The organism is Pseudomonas sp. DL (genome assembly GCF_047199225.1).
In the GTDB taxonomy this organism is placed as follows: domain Bacteria; phylum Pseudomonadota; class Gammaproteobacteria; order Pseudomonadales; family Pseudomonadaceae; genus Pseudomonas; species Pseudomonas aeruginosa.
Window position 1 is genome coordinate 165,782 of the sequence record NZ_CP178323.1, and the last position, 20,780, is coordinate 186,561.

General features: G+C 67.7%; 16 protein-coding genes. 15 read left to right on the plus strand and 1 reads right to left on the minus strand.

Features of this window, described 5'->3' with window-relative positions; all coding sequences use genetic code 11:
* Positions 1–91 precede the first annotated feature (91 nt).
* From ACI766_RS00760 to ACI766_RS00825, 14 genes are all read left to right on the plus strand, one after another.
* On the plus strand, positions 92–1,042 hold the full coding sequence (locus ACI766_RS00760) for an adenosine deaminase (RefSeq protein ID WP_003112641.1): 951 nt from the start codon (positions 92–94) through the stop codon (positions 1,040–1,042).
* Between the two features lie 196 nt (positions 1,043–1,238).
* Positions 1,239–1,784 carry an RNA polymerase sigma factor gene (locus tag ACI766_RS00765; protein WP_003112642.1) on the plus strand — a complete coding sequence of 182 codons (546 nt, stop codon included), beginning with the start codon at positions 1,239–1,241 and terminating at the stop codon, positions 1,782–1,784.
* Entirely contained in the window at positions 1,781–2,776 is a 996-nt protein-coding gene (locus ACI766_RS00770) for a FecR family protein (RefSeq protein ID WP_019681398.1), read from the plus strand. Before ACI766_RS00765 ends, ACI766_RS00770 begins: the two co-directional genes overlap by 4 nt.
* Before the next feature lie 147 nt (positions 2,777–2,923).
* Positions 2,924–5,311 carry a TonB-dependent siderophore receptor gene (locus ACI766_RS00775; RefSeq protein ID WP_033982075.1) on the plus strand — a complete coding sequence of 796 codons (2,388 nt, stop codon included), beginning with the start codon at positions 2,924–2,926 and terminating at the stop codon, positions 5,309–5,311.
* A 286-nt stretch (positions 5,312–5,597) separates the two neighbouring features.
* Complete coding sequence (gene pcaQ / locus ACI766_RS00780; protein WP_057386376.1) at positions 5,598–6,515, plus strand: pca operon transcription factor PcaQ; 918 nt, start codon at positions 5,598–5,600, stop codon at positions 6,513–6,515.
* 134 nt (positions 6,516–6,649) lie between these two features.
* Entirely contained in the window at positions 6,650–7,369 is a 720-nt protein-coding gene (gene pcaH / locus ACI766_RS00785) for a protocatechuate 3,4-dioxygenase subunit beta (protein ID WP_003118581.1), read from the plus strand.
* 10 nt (positions 7,370–7,379) lie between these two features.
* Positions 7,380–7,985, plus strand: a complete 606-nt coding sequence (pcaG, locus tag ACI766_RS00790) for a protocatechuate 3,4-dioxygenase subunit alpha (RefSeq protein WP_003118582.1) — start codon at positions 7,380–7,382, stop codon at positions 7,983–7,985.
* A 206-nt stretch (positions 7,986–8,191) separates the two neighbouring features.
* Complete coding sequence (locus tag ACI766_RS00795) at positions 8,192–9,031, plus strand: IclR family transcriptional regulator C-terminal domain-containing protein (protein ID WP_003083866.1); 840 nt, start codon at positions 8,192–8,194, stop codon at positions 9,029–9,031.
* Between the two features lie 152 nt (positions 9,032–9,183).
* On the plus strand, positions 9,184–10,335 hold the full coding sequence (gene triA, locus ACI766_RS00800; RefSeq protein ID WP_003118583.1) for a triclosan efflux RND transporter adaptor protein TriA: 1,152 nt from the start codon (positions 9,184–9,186) through the stop codon (positions 10,333–10,335).
* Positions 10,332–11,402, plus strand: coding sequence for a triclosan efflux RND transporter adaptor protein TriB (gene triB, locus ACI766_RS00805; protein ID WP_015647819.1), 1,071 nt, complete (start codon positions 10,332–10,334; stop codon positions 11,400–11,402). The genes triA and triB overlap by 4 nt, the downstream gene beginning before the upstream one ends.
* Positions 11,399–14,446 (plus strand): triclosan efflux RND transporter permease subunit TriC, encoded by a 3,048-nt coding sequence (triC, locus tag ACI766_RS00810; protein ID WP_003102199.1) that lies wholly within the window; start codon positions 11,399–11,401, stop codon positions 14,444–14,446. Before triB ends, triC begins: the two co-directional genes overlap by 4 nt.
* Positions 14,447–14,644: 198 nt before the next feature.
* Positions 14,645–15,583, plus strand: coding sequence for a LysR family transcriptional regulator (locus ACI766_RS00815; protein WP_003121631.1), 939 nt, complete (start codon positions 14,645–14,647; stop codon positions 15,581–15,583).
* 115 nt (positions 15,584–15,698) lie between these two features.
* Positions 15,699–15,884 carry a hypothetical protein gene (locus ACI766_RS00820; protein WP_003083879.1) on the plus strand — a complete coding sequence of 62 codons (186 nt, stop codon included), beginning with the start codon at positions 15,699–15,701 and terminating at the stop codon, positions 15,882–15,884.
* 586 nt (positions 15,885–16,470) lie between these two features.
* A complete protein-coding gene (locus tag ACI766_RS00825) occupies positions 16,471–17,805 on the plus strand; it encodes an OprD family porin (RefSeq protein WP_003102204.1) in 1,335 nt (444 codons plus the stop codon).
* 28 nt (positions 17,806–17,833) lie between these two features.
* Here the strand turns inward: ACI766_RS00825 and ACI766_RS00830 are convergent, their stop codons facing one another.
* Entirely contained in the window at positions 17,834–18,631 is a 798-nt protein-coding gene (locus ACI766_RS00830) for an AraC family transcriptional regulator (protein ID WP_003083886.1), read from the minus strand.
* A gap of 77 nt (positions 18,632–18,708) precedes the next feature.
* On the opposite strand from ACI766_RS00830, the gene ACI766_RS00835 reads away from it, so the two are divergent.
* A complete protein-coding gene (locus tag ACI766_RS00835; protein WP_019371319.1) occupies positions 18,709–20,325 on the plus strand; it encodes a gamma-glutamyltransferase family protein in 1,617 nt (538 codons plus the stop codon).
* Positions 20,326–20,780 lie beyond the last annotated feature (455 nt).

Consider the following 20,780-nt stretch of genomic DNA (forward strand, 5'->3'; position numbering starts at 1 on the left):
CGCGGGAGCGGCTCGTGGGTTTGCCGCGGGCCTGACTCCCGGGACAGGTTAAACTTGCCGGCCAAGACCAGCCTGATCGAGAACCCACCCCATGTACGAATGGCTCAACGCCTTGCCCAAGGCCGAACTGCACCTGCACCTGGAAGGTACCCTGGAGCCGGAGCTGCTGTTCGCCCTCGCCGAGCGCAACCGCATCGCCCTGCCCTGGAACGACGTCGAGACCCTGCGCAAGGCCTACGCCTTCAACAACCTGCAGGAATTCCTCGACCTCTACTACGCCGGCGCCGACGTGCTGCGCACCGAGCAGGACTTCTACGACCTGACCTGGGCCTACCTGCAGAAGTGCAAGGCGCAGAACGTCGTCCACGTCGAGCCGTTCTTCGACCCGCAGACCCACACCGATCGCGGCATTCCCTTCGAGGTGGTGCTCGCCGGCATCCGCGCCGCGCTACGGGACGGCGAGAAGCTGCTGGGCATCCGCCATGGGCTGATCCTCAGCTTCCTCCGCCACCTCAGCGAGGAACAGGCGCAGAAAACCCTCGACCAGGCGCTGCCGTTCCGCGACGCCTTCATCGCCGTCGGCCTCGACAGCTCGGAAGTAGGGCATCCGCCGAGCAAGTTCCAGCGGGTCTTCGACCGGGCCCGCAGCGAAGGCTTCCTCACCGTCGCCCATGCCGGCGAGGAGGGGCCGCCCGAGTACATATGGGAAGCCCTCGACCTGCTCAAGGTCGAGCGCATCGACCACGGCGTACGCGCCTTCGAGGACGAGCGGCTGATGCGGCGGCTGATCGACGAACAGATCCCGCTGACCGTCTGCCCGCTGTCCAACACCAAGCTCTGCGTGTTCGACGACATGAGCCAGCACACCATCCTCGACATGCTCGAACGCGGCGTGAAGGTGACGGTGAACTCCGATGACCCGGCCTACTTCGGCGGCTATGTCACCGAGAACTTCCATGCCTTGCAGCAGAGCCTGGGAATGACCGAGGAGCAGGCCAGGCGCCTGGCGCAGAACAGCCTGGATGCGCGCCTGGTGAAGTGAGGGGCGGCGTGCCGGATAGCCCGGCGCGCGACCCGCAAGGCGTTTCGTCGTCGCTGGCTTCTCGGTATTTATGATAAGCATTATCATTTGAAGGCCTGCTCAGCATTCCCATGGCGCCGCCCCGGCGCCGGCTTTCGTGCAGCCGTCCTCACCGATGCCCGACCGCGACCTACCTCCCGGCCCGCGCCCGGATGCCTTGCCGGCAGACGGCGAGGCGGCGCGCCGCGCGGATCTCCTCAAGGCCTTCCTGGCCCAGCGCCAGCGCATGGAAAGCCTGGTCAGCCGCTGGGTCGGCTGCCGGGCGACCGCCGCCGACCTGGTCCAGGAGCTGTTCCTGCGTTTCTGGCGGCGCCCGGCCGCCCCGGTGGAGGAGCTTGGCAGCTACCTCCTGCGCAGCGCGCGCAACCTGGCCATCGACCACTTGCGTGGCGAAGGATCGCGGCAACGGCAACTGGACGACTGGCTGCCGGAGCAGCGCCAGGGCGAGCCGGTCGGTCCCGAGCAGGCGCTCGAGGCCGGCGACCAGTGGCGCCGGGTCGAGGCCGCCTTGCGCGGCCTGCCCGAGCGCACCCGGCGGATTTTCCTGCTCAATCGCATCCACGGCCGCACCTACGCGGAGATCGCCCAGGCCATGCAGCTTTCCCAAAGCGCCGTGGAAAAACATATGATGCGCGCCCTCGACGCCTGCAAGGCGAGCCTGGCCGGCCCGGCCGGCGAGCAGGCAAGGAGCGCCCAGCCATGACCCGACCCGATAGCGACGCCGCGCCCTACGAGCCCGTCCTCGAGCAGACCGCCCAGGCCTGGCTGGTGCGCCTGCGCGGTACGCCGGATGCGGCGACCCGGCGGGCCTTCGAGGACTGGCTGGCGCAGCGGCCGGCGCATGCCGAGGCCTATGCCCGCGCCGAGGCGCTCTGGCGCCTGACGGAAATACCGGCGAGCCGCCTGGCCATCGAAGAGGCCGATGCCCTGGAAGCCTACCTGCGGCCGCGCCGAGCGTCGCGCAACCCGCGGCGCTGGGCCTACCCGCTGGCCAGCGTCGCCTGCCTGCTGGCGATGCTCTGGCTGGGCGGCTGGTGGCAGCCCGGCGACTGGCTGCAGGACTGGCGTGCCGACTATGTCGCCGCGCCGGGACAGGTCGCCGAATGGAAGCTGGCCGATGGCTCCTACCTGAGCCTGGACGCCGGCAGCGCGGTGCGCGTGCGTATCGACGGCGGCCAGCGGCGGGTCGAACTGCTGCGCGGCGCCGCCGCGTTGCGGGTGAAGCGCGACACGCTGCCATTCGTGGTCGAGGCCGGCGAAGGCCGGGCGCGGGTACTGGGCACCGAGTTCGAGGTCCGTCGCGGCGCCGGGGAGACCCGCGTCACCGTGCTGCAAGGGCGGGTCGCGGTGAGCGCCGGCACGGGCGCGGGCGCCGCCGAGGAAGTGCTGGGCGCCGGCCAGCAGGTCGGCTTCGCCGACGGCAGGCTGGGCCGGCCCGTGGCCATCGACGCCGCCGCCGCGCTGGCCTGGCGCCAGGGCTGGCTGAGCTTCTACCGGCGGCCGCTGGCGGAAGTGCTCGACGAACTCGCTCGCTACTACCCCGGACGCATTCTCCTGCTCGACGACGCGCTCGGCCGCCAGCCGGTCAGCGGCAGCTTCCGCAGCGACGATCCCGAAGCCGCGCTGAAGTCGCTGCAGGCGGTGCTCGGCTATCGCCAGCAGATCCTGTTCGGACGCCTGGTGGTGATTCGCTGACGGTGGCCCTGGTCCGTTTGGCCGCAGGAATCTTTCCCGGCGAAGAATTTTTTTGCCCTGCGGGGTGAGGTAAATCCGGCGCCGCTTCGTGTAGTGCTCATGACCGCGATTGATTCGCATTAGAAAAGCGACCGACACGAGCAACCCATGACCCCGTTCCCGCGCTTCGCCCTGCGTACTCTCCCCGCCCTGTTCCTCAGCCTCGGCTGTCTCGCCGCCACCGTGCAGGCCGCCGAGGCGGTTCGCTACCGCTTCAGCCAGGCTGCCGCGCCGCTGGCCCAGGCGCTCAACGCGTTCAGCCGGGCCAGCGGGCAGACGCTGCTCTACACCGCCGAGCTGCCGCCGCAGGCGACCGCTCCGGCATTGCACGGTTCGCTGGACGCGGAGGAGGCGCTGCAACGCCTGCTGCAGGGCAGCGGCCTGCGCGCGCGGCGGATCGACGAGCGCACCCTGACCCTGGAACCGATCCCCGCCAGCGGCGCGCTCGACCTCGATGCCACGACGGTCTCCGCCGCCGCCCCGGCGCAGGGCTACCGGCCGGCGGCCAACGCCTCGATCAGCCGCGGCGATGCGCCGCTACTGGAAATCCCCCAGGCGATCAGCGTGGTCCCGGCACAGGCGCTGCAGGACCAGCGCCCGCGCAACCTTGACGACGCGCTGGGCAACATCAGCGGCATCACCCAGGCCAACACCCTCGGCGGTACCCAGGACGCGGTGATGAAGCGCGGCTTCGGCGACAACCGCGACGGCTCGATCATGCGCGACGGCATGCCCTCGGTGCAGGGCCGCAATTTCACCGCCACCGCCGACCACGTCGAGGTGCTGAAGGGGCCAGCATCCCTGCTCTATGGCATCCAGGATCCGGGCGGGGTGGTCAACGTGGTGAGCAAGAAGCCACAACTGCAACAAGCCAACGCCCTGACCCTGCGTGGCTCGGCCTACGCCCACGGGCGCAACGGCAGCGGCGGCCAGCTCGACTCCACCGGCCCGCTGGGCGACAGCGGACTGGCCTACCGGATGATCCTCGATCATGAGGACGAGGATTACTGGCGCGACTTCGGCAAGAGTCGCGAGATGCTGGTGGCGCCCTCGCTGGCCTGGTACGGCGAGGACACGACGGTCAACCTGAGCTACGAGCACCGCGAGTTCACCACGCCGTTCGACCGTGGCACGGCCATCGACCCGCGTACCAACCGCCCGCTGGACATCCCGCGCAGCCGGCGCCTGGACGAGCCCTTCAACATCACCGAGGGCCGTTCCGAGCTGACCCGCCTGGATCTCGAACGGCAGCTCGACGACACCTGGAAGGCCCACTTCGGCTACGGCTACAGTCGCGAGACCTACGACGACAACCAGGCCCGGGTGATGGCCGTGAATGCCGACGGCACCCTGACCCGGCGCATGGACGGCACCCACGGCGCGGTCAGCAGCGACAGCTTCGCCACCCTCGGCCTGAGCGGAACGCTGCAACTGGCCGGGATGCAACATGACCTGCAATTCGGCATGGACCACGAGAAGCGCAAGATCTTCCGCGCCGACCTGCTGCGCGACAGCAAGACCAGCCGCTTCGACTACCTCGACCCGGTCTATGGCCAGGTGGTGCCGTCGACCCGGGTGGTCGCCGGCGACAGCGACCAGACCGACAAGCTGCGCAGCGACTCGCTGTACTTCCAGGACTCGATCCACCTGGACGAACGCTGGATCCTGGTCGGCGGCGCGCGCTACCAGATCTACGACCAGCTCGCCGGGCGCGGCCGGCCGTTCAACGCCAACACCGATATCAACGGGCAGAAATGGGTGCCGCGCGGCGGCCTGGTCTACCGCCTGAGCGACGAGGTTTCGCTGTACGGCAGCTACACGCGCTCGTTCAAGCCGAACTCGACCATCGCCCCGCTGAGCACCGGCGAGACCATCGATTCGGCGATCCTGCCGGAGGAGGCGACCTCCTGGGAGCTGGGCGCCAAGCTGGATGTGCCGGGGCGTCTCAGCGGCACCCTGGCGCTGTTCGACATTCGCAAGAAGAACGTGCTGGTCAACGAACTCGACGGTGCCGGCAACAGCAGCGTGCGCGCCGCCGGCCGGGTCCGCTCGCGCGGCCTGGAGCTGGACCTCACCGGCCAGCTCAGCGAACGCTGGAGCCTGATCGGCAGCTACGCCTGGCTCGCCGCGGAAGTCACCGAGGACCCGACCCTGGAGGGCAAGCGCCTGCAGAACGTGGCGCGCAACACCGCGTCGCTGTCGGCGGTCTACGAACTCGGCCAGCTCTTCGGCGGCGACCGCCTGCGCCTGGGCGGCGGCGCGCGCTACGTCGGCAAGCGCCCGGGCGACCCGGCCAATTCCTTCGACCTGCCGTCCTACACCGTGGCCGATGCCTTCGCCAGCTACGACACCCGCTTCGGCGGGCACGGCGTGAAGTTCCAGCTCAACGTGAAGAACCTGTTCGACCGCACCTACTACCCGTCCAGTGCCAATCGACTGTACGTGGCGATGGGCGAGCCCCGGCAGTTCCAGGTGTCGACGACGGTGGAGTTCTGAGTCGGCGCTCGCTCCAGGTGGGGTTCCCCGGCGTCCTCCTGGACGTGGAGGCCCCCCTGAAGGGCGAAGGGTCGGCGCGATGCTGCCCGACCATGCTCCATCCGGTTCCTTCTTCCCCCAGGGAAGGGATTGCCCGGCGCGTGAGTCGTTCCGCCATCCAGTGCCTTCTCCCTTTGGGGAAAGGAAGGCGGAGAACCGCCTGGCACGACCTCGCCGCACGCCACACCTCGTTCCCAACCCGCCCGTTGGGTACCATGCCCGCACCACTCGCCGCCACGGCCGCCCCATGAACCTCGACAACCGCATCAAGTTCCGCCACCTCGCCTGCTTCCTCGAAGTCGCCCGCCAGCGCAGCTTCGCCAAGGCGGCGGATGCCGTGGCGGTGTCGCAGCCGGCGATCTCCAAGACCCTCAAGGAACTGGAGGAAATCCTCGGCGCGCGCCTGTTCGAACGGAGCAAGGCCGGCGCCGAGCTGACCGAGGCGGGCGTGACCTTCCTGCGCTATGCCGGCCCCTGCGTGCAGGCCCTGCGCGACGGGGTGAACACCCTGCGCGGCCACGAGGCGCAGGTCGAGACGGTGCGGGTCGGCGTGCTGTCGACGGTGGAGAGCCTGGTGGTGCCCGAGGTGATCCGGCGCCTGCACCGGCGCCACGGTGCGCTGGTGGTCAGCGTCGCCACCGGACCCAGCGCCTACCTGCTGGCGCAACTGAAGGTCGGCGAGCTGGACCTGGTGGTCGGGCGGATGACCGATAGCCCGGACATCCAGGGCCTGACCTTCGAGCACCTGTACAGCGAGTCGATGATGCTGGTGGTGCGTCCCGGCCACCCCTTGCTCGCCGCGCCCCTCGGCGACCTGCAGCGGCTGGCCGAATTCCCACTGGTGCTGCCGCTGGCCGGCACCACCATCCGCCGCCACGCCGACAGCCTGTTCGTGCAGTGGGGCATCGCGCTCGCCAGACAGCGCCTGGAAACCCTCTCGCCGACCCTCAGCCGCAGCTATGTGTTGCGCAGCGAGGCGATCTGGGTGGCGCCGCGCGATGCCGTGCGCCTGGACGTCGGCAACGGCGAGCTGGCCGAGCTGGACCTGGGTATCCGCGAACCGGGCGGTTCGGTCGGGCTGTGCCACAACGCGGCCTTGCCGTTGCCGCTGGGGGCGCAATGGTTCAGCGCGGTGTTGCGCGAGGTGGCCGCCGAGTTGCACTGATAAAGCATAACCAAATGGTTATGTATGGGGCCGGATAATTCACTGTCCCCGTCCCGCCTCCTGCGCAAGACTTCGTTTTCCATGCCTGAATCCACAAGCCTGGCGACCGATAACGCGAATAACAGGAGCCCGACATGCACGACGCCGAAAGCCGTCGTTTCGTCATCCGTGACCGAAACTGGCACCCCAAAGCCTTGACCCCCGACTACAAGACCTCCGTGCCGCGCTCGCCGAGCCAGGCGCTGGTGAGCATCCCGCAATCGCTCTCGGAAACCAGCGGGCCGGACTTCTCCCACCTCAGGCTCGGCCGCCACGACAACGACCTGCTGCTCAACTTCGACCACGGCGGCCTGCCCCAGGGCGAGCGCATCATCATGTTCGGCCGGGTCTTCGACCAGTACGGCAAGCCGGTCCCGCACACCCTGGTGGAGATGTGGCAGGCCAACGCCGGCGGGCGCTACCGGCACAAGAACGACCGCTACCTGGCGCCGCTCGACCCGAACTTCGGCGGCGTCGGCCGGACCCTCACCGACAGCGAGGGCCACTATTACTTCCGCACCATCAAGCCCGGGCCCTATCCCTGGCGCAACGGCCCCAACGACTGGCGCCCGGCGCACATCCACGTGTCTGTCAGCGGCCCGGCGATCGCCGCGCGGCTGGTCACCCAGATGTACTTCGAGGGCGACCCGCTGATCCCCAAGTGCCCGATCATCCGCACCCTTGCCGACCCGGAGGCGGCGCAGAGCCTGATCGGCCGGCTCGACATGAGCATGGCCAACCCGATGGATTGCCTGGCCTACCGCTTCGACATCGTCCTGCGCGGGCAGCGCAAGACCTTCTTCGAGAACGTCTGAGGAGCCGACCATGAGCCACGAACTGCTGCGGGAAACCCCTTCCCAGACCGCCGGTCCCTATGTCCACATCGGCCTGGCGCTGGCCGCCGCCGGCAACCCGACCCGTGACCTGGAGATCTGGAACCGCATGGCCCGCGAAGACGCGCCGGGCCAGCACATCCTCCTGCTCGGCCACGTCTACGACGGCAACGGCCACCTGGTGCGCGACTCGTTCCTGGAGTTCTGGCAGGCCGACAGCGAAGGCCGCTACCAGGAGCGCTACGATCCGGAGCGTCCGTTCAACAGCTTCGGCCGCACCGCCACCACCTTCGATGCCGGCGAGTGGACCCTGCACACGGTCAAGCCGGGGGTGGTGCGTAACGCCCAGGGCGTGCCGATGGCGCCGCACATCAACGTCTCGCTGTTCGCCCGCGGCATCAACATCCACTTGCAGACCCGGCTGTACTTCGATGACGAGACCGAGGCCAACGCCGCCTGTCCGGTGCTCAACCTGATCGAGCAGGCGCCGCGTCGCGACACCCTGCTCGCGCAGCGCTGCGAAGTGGACGGACAGCTCGCCTACCGTTTCGACATCCGCATCCAGGGCGACAACGAGACGGTGTTCTTTGACTTCTAGGCGCATCGATCGCGCGGGAAGGAAGGGCGCCCTTGCCGGAGCGGCAAGGGCGTACCCAGAACCCGCCGATGGGTACCTGACATTACTCCCGGAGGGCGATGGGTAGCCCCGACAGTACTACAGTCGGAGGCGCTCCGGTCAATTGCGATGATCGAACGAGTGTCCGATAATCGGCGAGCCTTTCCGTGACCCGAGCCCGAACGTCCATGAGCGAACTCCCGGAACACCCCGCCACCCTGGCGCCGCCGACCGTCCTTTCGCCGGCCAAGCGCATCGAGGCCTTCACCGGCGATCCCAACTTCATGACCTCGCTGGCCCGTGGCCTGGCGGTGATCCATGCGTTCCAGGAGCGCAAGCGGCACCTGACCATCGCCCAGATCAGCCACCGCACCGAGATACCCCGCGCCGCCGTGCGTCGCTGCCTGCACACGCTGATGCAGCTTGGCTACGCCACCACCGACGGGCGCACCTACTCGCTGTTGCCGAAGGTGCTCACCCTCGGCCACGCCTACCTGTCGTCGACGCCGCTGGCGATCACCGCGCAGCCGATCCTCGACCGCCTCAGCGAACAGCTCCACGAAGCCTGCTCGATGGCCACCCTGGAGGGCGACGACGTGCTCTACATCGCCCGTTCGGCCACTCCCCAGCGGCTGATTTCGGTGGACCTCAACGTCGGCAGCCGGCTGCCCGCCTATTGCACCTCGATGGGCCGCATCCTCCTCGCCGCGCTGGACGACGACGCGCTGCACGCCTACTTCGGCGGAGTGGAGATGCAGGCCAAGACCAGCCGTACCCTGTATACCCCCGAGACCCTGCTGCCGTGCCTGGTGGAGATTCGTCGCCAGGGCTGGTGCATCGTCGACCAGGAGCTGGAAGTCGGCCTGCGCTCGCTGGCGGTGCCGGTACGCGACTCCGCCGGCCATGTGCTCGCCGCGCTGAACGTCGGCACCCATGCCGGGCGGGTCTCCCGCGCCGAACTGGAAAGCCGTTTCCTGCCGTTGCTGCTGGAGGCCAGCCGCGAGCTGAGCGCGCGCCTGTTCACCTGACGCCGGAGGCGATCCCCTCCACAAGTTTGGAAAAGGAACCCCCGCTTCCATCTGATAGTCGCAATCCTTGGGGACGCGGCTAGAATCCCTGCCAATTCTGGGAGTTTCCGGCCGGATCGGCCGGTATCTGTATGGATCGCGAAGGGGAAGGCATGTCAGACGCCAGAGGCGCTTTTCATTCCAAAGGTCGCTGGTCGCGGATGGCGCTGCCCGCCATCCTGTGCGCCGGCCTGCTTGTCGGTTGCGGCGCCGAGCCGCCCGCCGAGGAACACGTCCGTGTGCTGGCGCAGACGGTGAAGATGGCCGAGTTCGCCTCGGCCACCTCGATCACCGGCGACATCCAGGCACGGGTACAGGCCGACCAGTCGTTCCGTGTCGGCGGCAAGATCGTCGAGCGCCTGGTCGATGTCGGCGACCACGTCGCGGCTGGCCAGGTGCTGGCGCGGCTCGACCCGCAGGACCAGCGCAGCAACGTGGAGAACGCCCAGGCGGCGGTCGCCGCGCAGCAGGCGCAGTCGAAGCTCGCCGACCTCAACTACCAGCGGCAGAAGGCGCTGCTGCCCAAGGGCTACACCAGCCAGAGCGAGTACGACCAGGCGCTGGCCTCGGTGCGCAGCGCGCAGAGTTCGCTGAAGGCCGCCCAGGCGCAGTTGGCCAACGCCCGCGACCTGCTTTCCTATACCGAGCTGCGTGCCTCCGACGCCGGGGTCATCACCGCCCGCCAGGCCGAGGTCGGCCAGGTGGTGCAGGCCACCGTGCCGATCTTCACCCTGGCCCGCGACGGCGAGCGCGACGCGGTGTTCAACGTCTACGAGTCGTTGTTCAGCCACGATGTCGACGGCCAGCGGATCACCGTCAGCCTGCTCGGCAAGCCGGAAGTCACCGCCAGCGGCAAGGTCCGCGAGATCACCCCGACGGTGGACGAGCGCAGCGGTACGCTGAAGGTCAAGGTCGGCCTCGACTCGGTGCCGGCGGAAATGAGCCTCGGCAGCGTGGTCAACGCCAGCGTCGCCGCGCCGGCCGAGCACAGCGTGGTGCTGCCCTGGTCGGCGCTGTCCAAGGTCGGCGAGCAGCCGGCGGTCTGGTTGCTCGACCAGCAAGGCAAGGCGCGTCTGCAACCGGTGCGGGTGGCACGCTACGCCAGCGAGAAGGTGGTCATCGACGGTGGCCTGGAGGCGGGCCAGACGGTGGTCACGGTGGGCGGTCAACTGCTCCATCCGGGCCAGGTGGTCGAGGTGGCCCAGCCGCCGCAGCCGACCCAGAGCACCGCCAGCCGCGACGCCGTGGGCGGAGGCCAGCCATGAAGCCGTTTTCCCTCGCCGGCCTGTTCGGCTTCGCCCTGCTCCTCTCCGGCTGCGGCGACGAGCCGCCGCCGGCACCGCCGCGGCCGGTGCTGACGGTGACCGTGAAGACCCTGAAGAACGACGACCTCGGTCGCTTCGCCGGGAGCATCCAGGCGCGCTACGAGAGCGTGCTCGGCTTCCGCACCAACGGACGGATCGCCTCGCGCCTGTTCGACGTCGGTGACTTCGTCGGCAAGGGCGCGCTGCTGGCGACCCTCGACCCCACCGACCAGCAGAACCAGTTGCGCGCCAGCCAGGGCGACCTGGCCAGCGCCGAGGCACAGTTGATCGACGCCCAGGCCAATGCCCGGCGCCAGGAAGAACTGTTCGCCCGCAGCGTCACCGCCCAGGCGCGCCTGGACGATGCGCGGACCCGCCTGAAGACCAGCCAGGCCAGCTTCGACCAGGCCAAAGCGGCGGTGCAGCAGGCCAGGGACCAGCTTTCCTACACGCGCCTGGTGACCGATTTCGACGGCGTCATCACCACCTGGCACGCCGAGGCCGGGCAAGTGGTCAGCGCCGGCCAGGCGGTGGTCACCCTGGCCCGGCCCGAAGTGCGCGAGGCGGTCTTCGACCTGCCCACCGAGGTCGCCGAGAGCCTGCCGGCCGACGCGCGCTTCCTGGTCAGCGCCCAGCTCGACCCGCAGGCCAGGACCACCGGCAGCATCCGCGAGCTGGGTCCGCAGGCCGACGCCTCGACCCGCACCCGTCGCGTGCGCCTGAGCCTGGCGCAGACGCCGGAGGCGTTTCGCCTCGGTTCGACCATCCAGGTCCAGCTGAGCAGCGCCGGTAGCATGCGCAGCGTGCTGCCGGCCAGCGTGCTGCTGGAGCGCGACGGCAAGACCCAGGTCTGGGTCGTCGATGGGAAACAGTCCAGCGTGGCCCTGCGCGAGGTACAGGTGCTCAGCCGCGACGAACGCCAGGTGGTGATCGGACAGGGCCTGGCCGACGGCGACCGGGTGGTCCGCGCCGGAGTCAACAGCCTCAAGCCCGGCCAGAAGATCAAACTCGACGAGGATGCGCGATGAAGGGCGGTTTCAACCTGTCGGACTGGGCCCTGCGCCACCAGTCCCTGGTCTGGTACCTGATGGCGGTATCGCTGGTGATGGGCGTGTTCTCCTACCTCAACCTGGGGCGCGAGGAGGATCCCTCGTTCGCCATCAAGACCATGGTCATCCAGACCCGCTGGCCGGGCGCCACGGTGGACGACACCCTGGAGCAGGTCACCGACCGCATCGAGAAGAAGCTCGAGGAGCTGGACTCGCTGGATTACGTGAAGAGCTACACGCGACCCGGCGAATCGACGGTCTTCGTCTACCTCAAGGACACCACCAAGGCCGGCGACATCCCGGATATCTGGTACCAGGTGCGCAAGAAGATATCCGACATCCAGGGCGAATTCCCCCAGGGCATCCAGGGACCGGGTTTCAACGACGAGTTCGGCGACGTGTTCGGCAGCGTCTACGCCTTCACCGCCGATGGCCTGGACTTCCGCCAGCTGCGCGACTACGTGGAGAAGGTGCGCCTGGACATCCGCTCGGTGAAAGACCTGGGCAAGGTGCAGATGATCGGTGCGCAGAACGAGGTCATCTACCTCAACTTCTCTACCCGCAAGCTGGCCGCCCTCGGTCTCGACCAGCGCCAGGTCGTGCAGAGCCTGCAGGCGCAGAACGCGGTGACCCCGTCCGGCGTAGTCGAGGCCGGCCCCGAGCGCATCTCGGTGCGCACCTCCGGCAACTTCCGTTCGGAAAAGGACCTGCAGGCGGTCAACCTGCGGGTCAACGATCGTTTCTACCGGCTGTCCGACCTGGCCAGCATCAGCCGCGATTTCGTCGACCCGCCGACCTCGCTGTTCCGCTACAAGGGCGAGCCGGCCATCGGCCTGGCGGTGGCGATGAAGGAGGGCGGCAATATCCTCGAGTTCGGCGAGGCGCTCAATGCGCGCATGCAGGAGATCACCGGCGAACTGCCGGTTGGTGTCGGCGTGCACCAGGTGTCGAACCAGGCCCAGGTGGTGAAGAAGGCGGTCGGCGGTTTCACCCGGGCGCTGTTCGAGGCGGTGGTGATCGTCCTCATCGTCAGCTTCGTCAGCCTCGGCCTGCGCGCCGGGCTGGTGGTGGCCTGCTCGATCCCGCTGGTGCTGGCGATGGTCTTCGTGTTCATGGAATACACCGACATCACCATGCAGCGGGTTTCCCTCGGCGCGCTGATCATCGCCCTCGGCCTGCTGGTGGACGATGCCATGATCACCGTGGAGATGATGATCACGCGCCTCGAACTGGGCGACTCGCTACACGACTCGGCGACCTACGCCTACACCTCGACGGCCTTCCCGATGCTCACCGGGACCCTGGTGACGGTGGCCGGCTTCGTACCCATCGGGCTCAACGCCAGCTCCGCTGGCGAGTACACCTTCACCCTGTTCGCAGTGATCGCCGTGGCGCTGCTGCTGTCGTGGATCGTCGCGGTGCTGTTCGCCCCGGTGATCGCCGTGCACATCCTGCCGAAGACTCTCAAGCACAAGTCGGAGCAGAAGAAGGGCCGCATCGCCGAGCGTTTCGACAGCCTGCTGCACCTGGCGATGCGCCGGCGCTGGACGACCATCTTCCTCACCGCGCTGCTGTTCGGCGTGTCGCTGTTCCTGATGAAGTTCGTCCAGCACCAGTTCTTCCCGTCTTCCGACCGTCCGGAACTGCTGGTCGACCTCAACCTGCCGCAAAACAGCAGCATCCACGAGACCAGGGCGGTGATGGACCGCCTGGAAGCGACGCTGAAGGACGACGAGGACATCGACCACTGGAGCGCCTACGTCGGCGAAGGCGCGATCCGCTTCTACCTGCCGCTGGACCAGCAGTTGCAGAACAACTTCTATGGCCAGCTGGTGATCGTCACCAAGGACCTGGAGGCCCGCGAGCGCGTCGCCGCACGCCTGCGCGATCGCTTGCGCAAGGACTACGTCGGCATCAGCACCTACGTGCAGCCGCTGGAGATGGGGCCGCCGGTGGGACGACCGATCCAGTACCGGGTCAGCGGACCGCAGATCGACAAGGTCCGCGAGTACGCCATGGGCCTGGCCGGCGTGCTCGACGGCAACCCGAACATCGGCGATATCGTCTACGACTGGAACGAGCCCGGGAAGATGCTCAAGATCGACATCGCCCAGGACAAGGCGCGCCAGCTCGGGCTTTCCTCCGAGGACGTGGCGCAGATCATGAACAGCGTGGTGACCGGCAGCGCGGTGACCCAGGTGCGCGACGACATCTACCTGGTGAACGTCATCGGCCGCGCCGAGGATAGCGAGCGCGGCTCGCTGGAGACCCTGGAGAGCCTGCAGATCGTCACGCCCAGCGGCACCTCGATCCCGCTCAAGGCGTTCGCCAAGGTCAGCTACGAGCTGGAGCAGCCGCTGGTGTGGCGCCGCGACCGCAAGCCGACGATCACGGTGAAGGCGTCGCTGCGCGGCGAGATCCAGCCCACCGACCTGGTCGCCCGGCTGGCGCCGGAGGTCAAGCGCTTCGCCGACGGCCTGCCGGCGAACTACCGGATCGAAGTGGGCGGCACGGTGGAGGAGAGCGGCAAGGCCGAGGGCCCGATCGCCAAGGTGGTGCCGCTGATGCTGTTCCTCATGGCGACCTTCCTGATGATCCAGTTGCAGAGCGTGCAGAAGCTGTTCCTGGTGGCCAGCGTCGCGCCGCTGGGGCTGATCGGGGTGGTCGCGGCGTTGCTGCCGACCGGCACGCCGATGGGCTTCGTGGCGATCCTCGGGATTCTCGCGCTGATCGGCATCATCATCCGCAACTCGGTGATCCTGGTGACCCAGATCGATGCCTTCGAGAAAGACGGCAAGACGCCCTGGGAAGCCGTGCTGGAAGCCACCCACCACCGCACCCGGCCGATCCTGCTGACGGCGGCGGCGGCCAGCCTGGGGATGATCCCCATCGCCCGCGAAGTGTTCTGGGGGCCGATGGCCTATGCGATGATCGGCGGCATCGTCGCCGCCACGCTGCTCACGCTGATCTTCCTGCCGGCGCTGTACGTCGCCTGGTACCGGATTCCGGAACCGGGACGCTGAGCGCGGCGTAAGGGGAAGGGGGCGCCGCCGTAGCAGAGTCTGTGCGGGGGGAAGGAGAGCGGACGGCGGGTGGGCCATCCGCCCCGACGCCGGGCAGGGTATGCCCGGCGTTGCTACGGCGACGGCGGCCAGTATAGGCAGCCCGGCGTCAGGGAAAATCCGACCAATTTACGAATCTGTTTTGCAACCGAGGTAATAGTGGACACATTGCAAGGCATGCGCGTGTTCGCCAGGGTGGTGGACAGCGGCAGCTTCACTTCCGCCGCCCAGGCCCTGGACCTGTCCACCGCGCAGGTATCGCGGCTGATCTCCGACCTGGAGGCGCACCTGCAGACGCGCCTGCTGCACCGCACCACCCGGCGCCTGGCCCTGACCGAAGCCGGCGAGCGTTACCTGGAACGGTGCCGCGGGATCCTCGAGGACATCGAGGTCGCCGAGGCCGAAGCCGCCGGCGCGCACATCCGCCCCTGCGGCCGCTTGCGCGTGCAGTCGCTGATGGGCATGGGCCAGCATCACCTGGTGCCGATGATCGCCCGCTACGGCGCACTGTTCCCCGACGTGGTGATCGAGCTGACCCTGTCCCAGCGCAACCCGGACATGCTCGAGGAAGGCCAGGATGTGCTGATCACCGGCGAGCGCCAGTTGCCCGACTCGGAGTTCGTCGCCCAGCGCCTGGGCAGCATCCACAGCGTGCTCTGCGCCAGTCCCGGCTACCTGCAGCAGCACGGCGTGCCACGCTCGGTGGACGACCTGGAGCGCCACGTCTGCCTGCGCCTGCAGGACCCGGCCTACCCGGAGGGCTGGATTTTCGCCGACGAGCAGGGCGAGCGCACCGTCAGCCCGCAGAACACCTTCATGGTCAATGTCGCCGAGGTCATGGCCCAGGCGGCCAAGGCCGACCTCGGCATCGCCCTGCTGCCCAGCTACGTGGCGGCCGCGGCGCTGCGCAACGGCGAGCTGCTACGGGTGTTGCCCGGCCATGCCATGCACCAGCGGACCATCTATGCGCTGTATCCCTCGCGGCGTTACCTGGACGCGAAGATCCGCACCTGGGTCGATCTGTTGCAACAGGAACTCCCCCAGGCATTCGCCCGCGACGAAACTACCATGCAAAGTTCAAGTTACTGGGCACAGTGAAGGATTGTTGTTATTGAGGTAATACTCTCTCGTCTGTTTGGCTATTTTTCCGAGCATGGCGGTTAACTAATATGGCGCCTGTCCCAAGTGAACAGGGTGTCATCGGAGACCCGCCATGAATCGCCAGATCCTTGCTGCCGCCATACTCAGTTTGTTTTCCCTCGCATTTTCCCAGGCCGGTTTCGCCGAAGAGTCCTCGCTGATGACCAACCGCATGGTCGACGCCAACCAGCAGGCCATCGAGCACCAGCAGGAACTTTCCGCCTCCGCCGCGCAGGCCGGGGCCCGCAGCGACTCCTGATCTAGCGCATGGCGCCAGCCGCGCCATGGCTTCCCCCGGGTACTCGGGAAGCGTGAGCCTGGGTACCCTGTCCTTGCGCCGCATATGATATGCGGCGTTTTTTTTGCCTTCCTGACCGTTCGGACAATTCTTGCAGAATATGTAAAAGACTTTCGTTGGATATCGGGTTTTTCCGATAGTGGCAAAAAAATATAATCGCGCCAGCTCAATGGATAATTGTCGCTGGCTGTCGACGATATTCGTTCTGTCTTCATCGATCTCGCCATGCAAGAGCGGGACGTGGAAAGCCTAAAGCCCGATGAGTCGAAGAGACTTTCAATAGAAGAGTCCGACTGCGTTCCAGCCGGTTTCCAGTGTCCGGAAATACACTGGCAAGACTTCCCGACGCCGAACTTTGATTGCTCCTATTCGACGTCTTCTCAAGGCCGCTGATACCAGCGGCCTTTTTTTTCGGGTTGCGCCCGGCTGGGCGCCCCATGGGAGCGATCGCCCGCGCGACGCCAGCAGAAGCGTCGCCGGGAACGACACCACAACACGCTTTCCGGCCTTGCCGGATTTCACCACGCTGTAAGAAGGAGCAACCGCAATGAGGAATCTGTTCGCCTTGACGCCGATGGCGCTGGCGCTGTGCACCGCGTCCGCCGCCTGGGCCGATGAGGGGGAAGCCAAAGAAGGCTTCATCGAAGGCTCCAGCCTCCAATTGCTGACCCGCAACTACTACTTCAACCATGACCGCCGGCACGCTTCCGGGCACGACAGCAAGGAATGGGCGCAAGGCTTCATCGCCACCTTTCAGTCCGGCTACACGCCCGGCGTGGTCGGCTTCGGCGTCGACGCCTACGGCATGCTCGGGCTGAAGCTCGACGGCGGCGGCGGTACCGGCGGCACCAGCATCCTGCCGATCACCGCGCCGAGCAAGGAAGGCTACGAATCCGGCAAGGCGCCCGATGAGTTCTCCAGTGGCGGGGCGGCGCTGAAGATCCGCGCCTTCGACACCGAGCTGAAGCTGGGCGACCAGTTCCTCAGCAACCCGGTGGTCGCCGGCGGCGAGTCGCGCATGCTGCCGCAGACCTTCCGCGGTGTGAGCCTGACCAACAACAGTTTCGAGGACCTGACCCTCACGGCTGGCCAGGTCAGTTTCACCAAGTACTACAACCAGAGTGGCCACCGTCGCCTCGGCTCGTACTACGGCGAACTGCCGGGCGACCGCGACAGCCATCATCTCAGCTGGCTGGGCGGCACCTGGGGCGGCATCGAGGGCTTCACCAGCAGCCTGTACGCCGCCGAACTGCAGAACGTCTGGAAGCAGTACTACGCCGACGTCGACTACACCTACGAGATCGACGACAACTGGTCGCTGAACCCCGGCGCGCACTACTACAAGACCGTCGACAGCGGCGACTCGTTGCTCGGCCGGATCGACAACAACACCTACAGCCTGCATTTCGCGGTCGGCTACAGGCAGCACACCGTCACCGCGGTGCTGCAGAAGGTCAACGGCAACACGCCGTTCGACTACATCAACCAGGGCGACAGCATCTTCCTCGACAACTCGCAGCAGTATTCCGACTTCAACGGTCCCAACGAGAAGTCCTGGAAGCTGCAATACGACTACGACTTCGTCGCCCTCGGCCTACCCGGCCTGAGCGCCTCGGCCTCGTACTCGCGCGGCAAGCTGGACCTGACCCGGGTCGATCCGGACAGCCCCGGCTACGGCGGCTGGTACAGCGCCGACGGCAAGAACGCCAAGCACTGGGAACGCGACCTCGACCTGCAGTACGTGGTCCAGGGCGGTCCGGCCAAGGACCTCTCGCTACGCCTGCGCTGGGCCACCCACCGCGGCACCGGCGGCTACAGCGCGGTGGACAACGACATCGACGAATACCGGGTGATCGTCGACTATCCCATCGACGTGTTCTGAGCCCCGCGCGCTGGGCCCTTCGCCGGGCTCAGCGCTGGCGGAACAGTTCGCCGGGAGTGAAGCCGAAGAGTCCCTTGAAGGCGGCGATATAGGCCGAGGTCGAGTCGTAGCCGCTGTCCAGGGCGGCGCCGGTGACGCTGTCGCCGGCCTCCAGCGCGTTGAGCGAGGCGAGCAGGCGCTGGCGTTGGCGCCAGAGCCGGTAGTTCATCCCGGTCTCGCGCTGGAACAGGCGCGACAGGGTCTTTTCCGAGGTGCCCAGGCGCTGCGCCCAGTCGCCCATGGTCAGGCTCTGGGTCGGTTCGTCGATCAGTGCCTGGCACAGCCGCAGCAGGCGCGGCTCGCGCGGCATCGGCAGGGAGAAGGCGACCTCCGGCAGCAGCCGCAACTGGTCCAGCAGCACCTGCACCAGCCGCGATTCGGCGCTGTCGCCCTCCGGGTAGTCCACCGGCAACTCGCAGAAACTCTTGATCAGCTCGCGCGCCAGCGGCGTCACCTCCAGCACCCGGCAGCGCGTCGGCGCCCAGGCGCAGGCGTCGCCACGGATGTACAGGCTGCGCATCTCGGCGCGGGTGGAGGTGACCACCTCGTGTTCCAGCTGCGCCGGAATCCAGATCGCCCGCTGCGGCGGGGCGAAGAAGCTGCCCTCGGCGGTATGTACGCCGAGCACGCCGCTGATGGCGTAGGAAAGCTGTACCCAGGCGTGCCGGTGGCGCGAGGTCCAGGAGCCGGCGCGCAGGCTTTCGGCGCGCGCGTAGACCGGCCGTGGCAGGCGGGCGAGGGTGGGAATCGGGCGGTGCAGTTCCGCAGGCTGTCCGTTCATCGTCATGACTTGGCGTCGTGTCGCTAGTCGGCAGAGTCTGGCAGGGCTAACCTGCCGCCTCAAGTTTCCCGGAGCCCACGCCGATGCTCGACTTCTCCGCCCACGCGCTTCCCTACGCCTCGCAACGTTCGCCGGTCCATGCCCGCCGCGGCATGGTCGCCACCTCGCAGCCGCAGGCGGCGCAGGTCGGGCTGGAGATATTGCGCCGTGGCGGCAATGCCATCGACGCGGCGATCGCCACCGCCGCCGCGCTGACGGTGGTCGAGCCGACCGGCTGCGGGATTGGCGGCGATGCCTTCGCCCTGGTCTGGACCCGCGGACGCCTGCACGGCCTGGACGCCAGCGGGCGCGCGCCGGGCCTGCTCGATCGCGAGCGGGTGCGCGCCGCCGGCCACGAGCGGATGCCGCTGTACGGCTGGACGCCGGTCACCGTGCCGGGCTGTCCGGCGGCCTGGGGCGAACTGTCGCGGCGCTTCGGCAAATTGCCGTTCGAACAACTGCTGCGGCCGGCGATCGAGCTGGCTCGCGATGGCTTTCCGGTCTCGCCGGTGATCGCCCGCCTGTGGCAGAGCGGCCTGGACAAGTTCCGCGCGGCGTTGCCGCAGCGGCCCGAGCTGCGGGCCTGGTTCGACGAGTTCCTCATCGACGGCCGGGCGCCGCGCGCCGGCGAGGTGTTCCGCCAGCCGGGCCAGGCCGACACCCTGGACGAGCTGGCGCGCAGCCAGTGCGAAAGCTTCTATCGCGGCGAGCTGGCCAGGGCCATCGTCGGCCACGCCGAGCGCAGCGGCGGCTACCTGCGCGCGGAGGACCTGGCCGGCTACCAGGCGAAGTGGGTCGAACCGATCTCGCTGAACTACCGTGGCTATGACGTCTGGGAGATTCCGCCGAGCGGCCAGGGCCTGATCGCCCTGATGACCCTGAACATCCTCAAGGGCTTCGAATTCGGCGAGCGCGACTGCGCGCGGACCTGGCATCGCCAACTGGAGGCGATGAAGCTGGCGTACGTCGACGGGCTGCACTACATCAGCCAGCCGCAGTCGATGCGGGTCTCGGTCGAGGAACTGCTGCACGAGGACTACGCCGCCAGCCGCCGTGCGCTGATCGGCGAGCGCGCGCTCGATCCCAGCCCCGGCCAGCCGAGGCCGGGCGGCACGGTGTACCTGGCCTGTGGCGACGAGGAGGGCAACCTGATCTCGTTCATCCAGAGCAACTACCACGGCTTCGGCTCCGGCGTGGTGGTGCCCGGCACCGGCATCGCCTTGCAGAACCGCGGCGCCGAGTTCAGCCTCGATCCGGACCACGTGAATTGCCTGGAGCCGGGCAAGCAGACCTTCCACACCATCATTCCCGGTTTCCTCAGCAAGGACGGCGTGCCGCTCGGCCCGTTCGGCGTGATGGGCGCCTATATGCAGCCGCAGGGCCACGTGCAGATGGTGATGAACCTGGTTGACTTCGGCCTCAACCCCCAGGCTGCCCTCGACGCGCCGCGCTGGCAGTGGCTGGGCGGGCTGCGCGTCGGCATCGAACATGCCGCGCCGCGCGCGCTGGCGGCGGAGCTGGCGCAGCGTGGGCACCAGGTGGAGATCGCCTACGACTCGACCAGCTACGGGCGCGGCCAGATCGTCCTGCGCGACCCGGCCAGCGGCGTGCTCTGTGGCGGCACCGAGCCGCGCACCGATTCGCAGATCGCGGTGTGGTGAGGGGACCCATGTGGGTGAGGCGGGGAGACCTGTCCGGCGGATAATGCCCAAGGCGTATCCACCCTGCGGATGACGAAGCAAGAAGACCCGGCAGGCATAGGCTGCCAGGCGACCCGTACTCGAGCGCGCTCCGCTACGCAACATCGAGAGCGCCTTCTGGTTGTCATGCCACCGGAGTCTCCCAGGCCCTGGCGAATTTACGTCCGGGCGTCCTGAAACCCGACGAAAAACCCCATTCGGGGATGAATTCCGCCCGCCGTCTCTGGCATCATCCGCGCCGCTTCTCGCCCGAACGCCGGGGCGGTGATGTGTAGAAAGACCACGCACTGTTTTGTGTACAAAAGTCTGCTGATTCTTTTTGTCACAAATCGTTTTTGTGTATCCAGTTTTCTTCGCGCTGCCAACCCAAAGTCGAGCACGCCCCTCCCGACCACGCACCAGTGCAAGGCAAAAAC

Excerpts from the sequence above, each read along its gene's own strand:
- ACI766_RS00835 (WP_019371319.1), top strand. The coding sequence starts at position 18,709 with ATGCTCGACTTCTCCGCCCACGCGCTTCCCTACGCCTCGCAACGTTCG.
- triB (WP_015647819.1), top strand. The coding sequence starts at position 10,332 with ATGAAGCCGTTTTCCCTCGCCGGCCTGTTCGGCTTCGCCCTGCTCCTC.
- ACI766_RS00830 (WP_003083886.1), bottom strand. The coding sequence starts at position 18,631 with ATGACGATGAACGGACAGCCTGCGGAACTGCACCGCCCGATTCCCACC.
- pcaQ (WP_057386376.1), top strand. The coding sequence starts at position 5,598 with ATGAACCTCGACAACCGCATCAAGTTCCGCCACCTCGCCTGCTTCCTC.
- ACI766_RS00825 (WP_003102204.1), top strand. The coding sequence starts at position 16,471 with ATGAGGAATCTGTTCGCCTTGACGCCGATGGCGCTGGCGCTGTGCACC.
- ACI766_RS00795 (WP_003083866.1), top strand. The coding sequence starts at position 8,192 with ATGAGCGAACTCCCGGAACACCCCGCCACCCTGGCGCCGCCGACCGTC.
- ACI766_RS00770 (WP_019681398.1), top strand. The coding sequence starts at position 1,781 with ATGACCCGACCCGATAGCGACGCCGCGCCCTACGAGCCCGTCCTCGAG.
- pcaG (WP_003118582.1), top strand. The coding sequence starts at position 7,380 with ATGAGCCACGAACTGCTGCGGGAAACCCCTTCCCAGACCGCCGGTCCC.
- triC (WP_003102199.1), top strand. The coding sequence starts at position 11,399 with ATGAAGGGCGGTTTCAACCTGTCGGACTGGGCCCTGCGCCACCAGTCC.
- ACI766_RS00775 (WP_033982075.1), top strand. The coding sequence starts at position 2,924 with ATGACCCCGTTCCCGCGCTTCGCCCTGCGTACTCTCCCCGCCCTGTTC.
- pcaH (WP_003118581.1), top strand. The coding sequence starts at position 6,650 with ATGCACGACGCCGAAAGCCGTCGTTTCGTCATCCGTGACCGAAACTGG.
- triA (WP_003118583.1), top strand. The coding sequence starts at position 9,184 with ATGTCAGACGCCAGAGGCGCTTTTCATTCCAAAGGTCGCTGGTCGCGG.
- ACI766_RS00760 (WP_003112641.1), top strand. The coding sequence starts at position 92 with ATGTACGAATGGCTCAACGCCTTGCCCAAGGCCGAACTGCACCTGCAC.
- ACI766_RS00820 (WP_003083879.1), top strand. The coding sequence starts at position 15,699 with ATGAATCGCCAGATCCTTGCTGCCGCCATACTCAGTTTGTTTTCCCTC.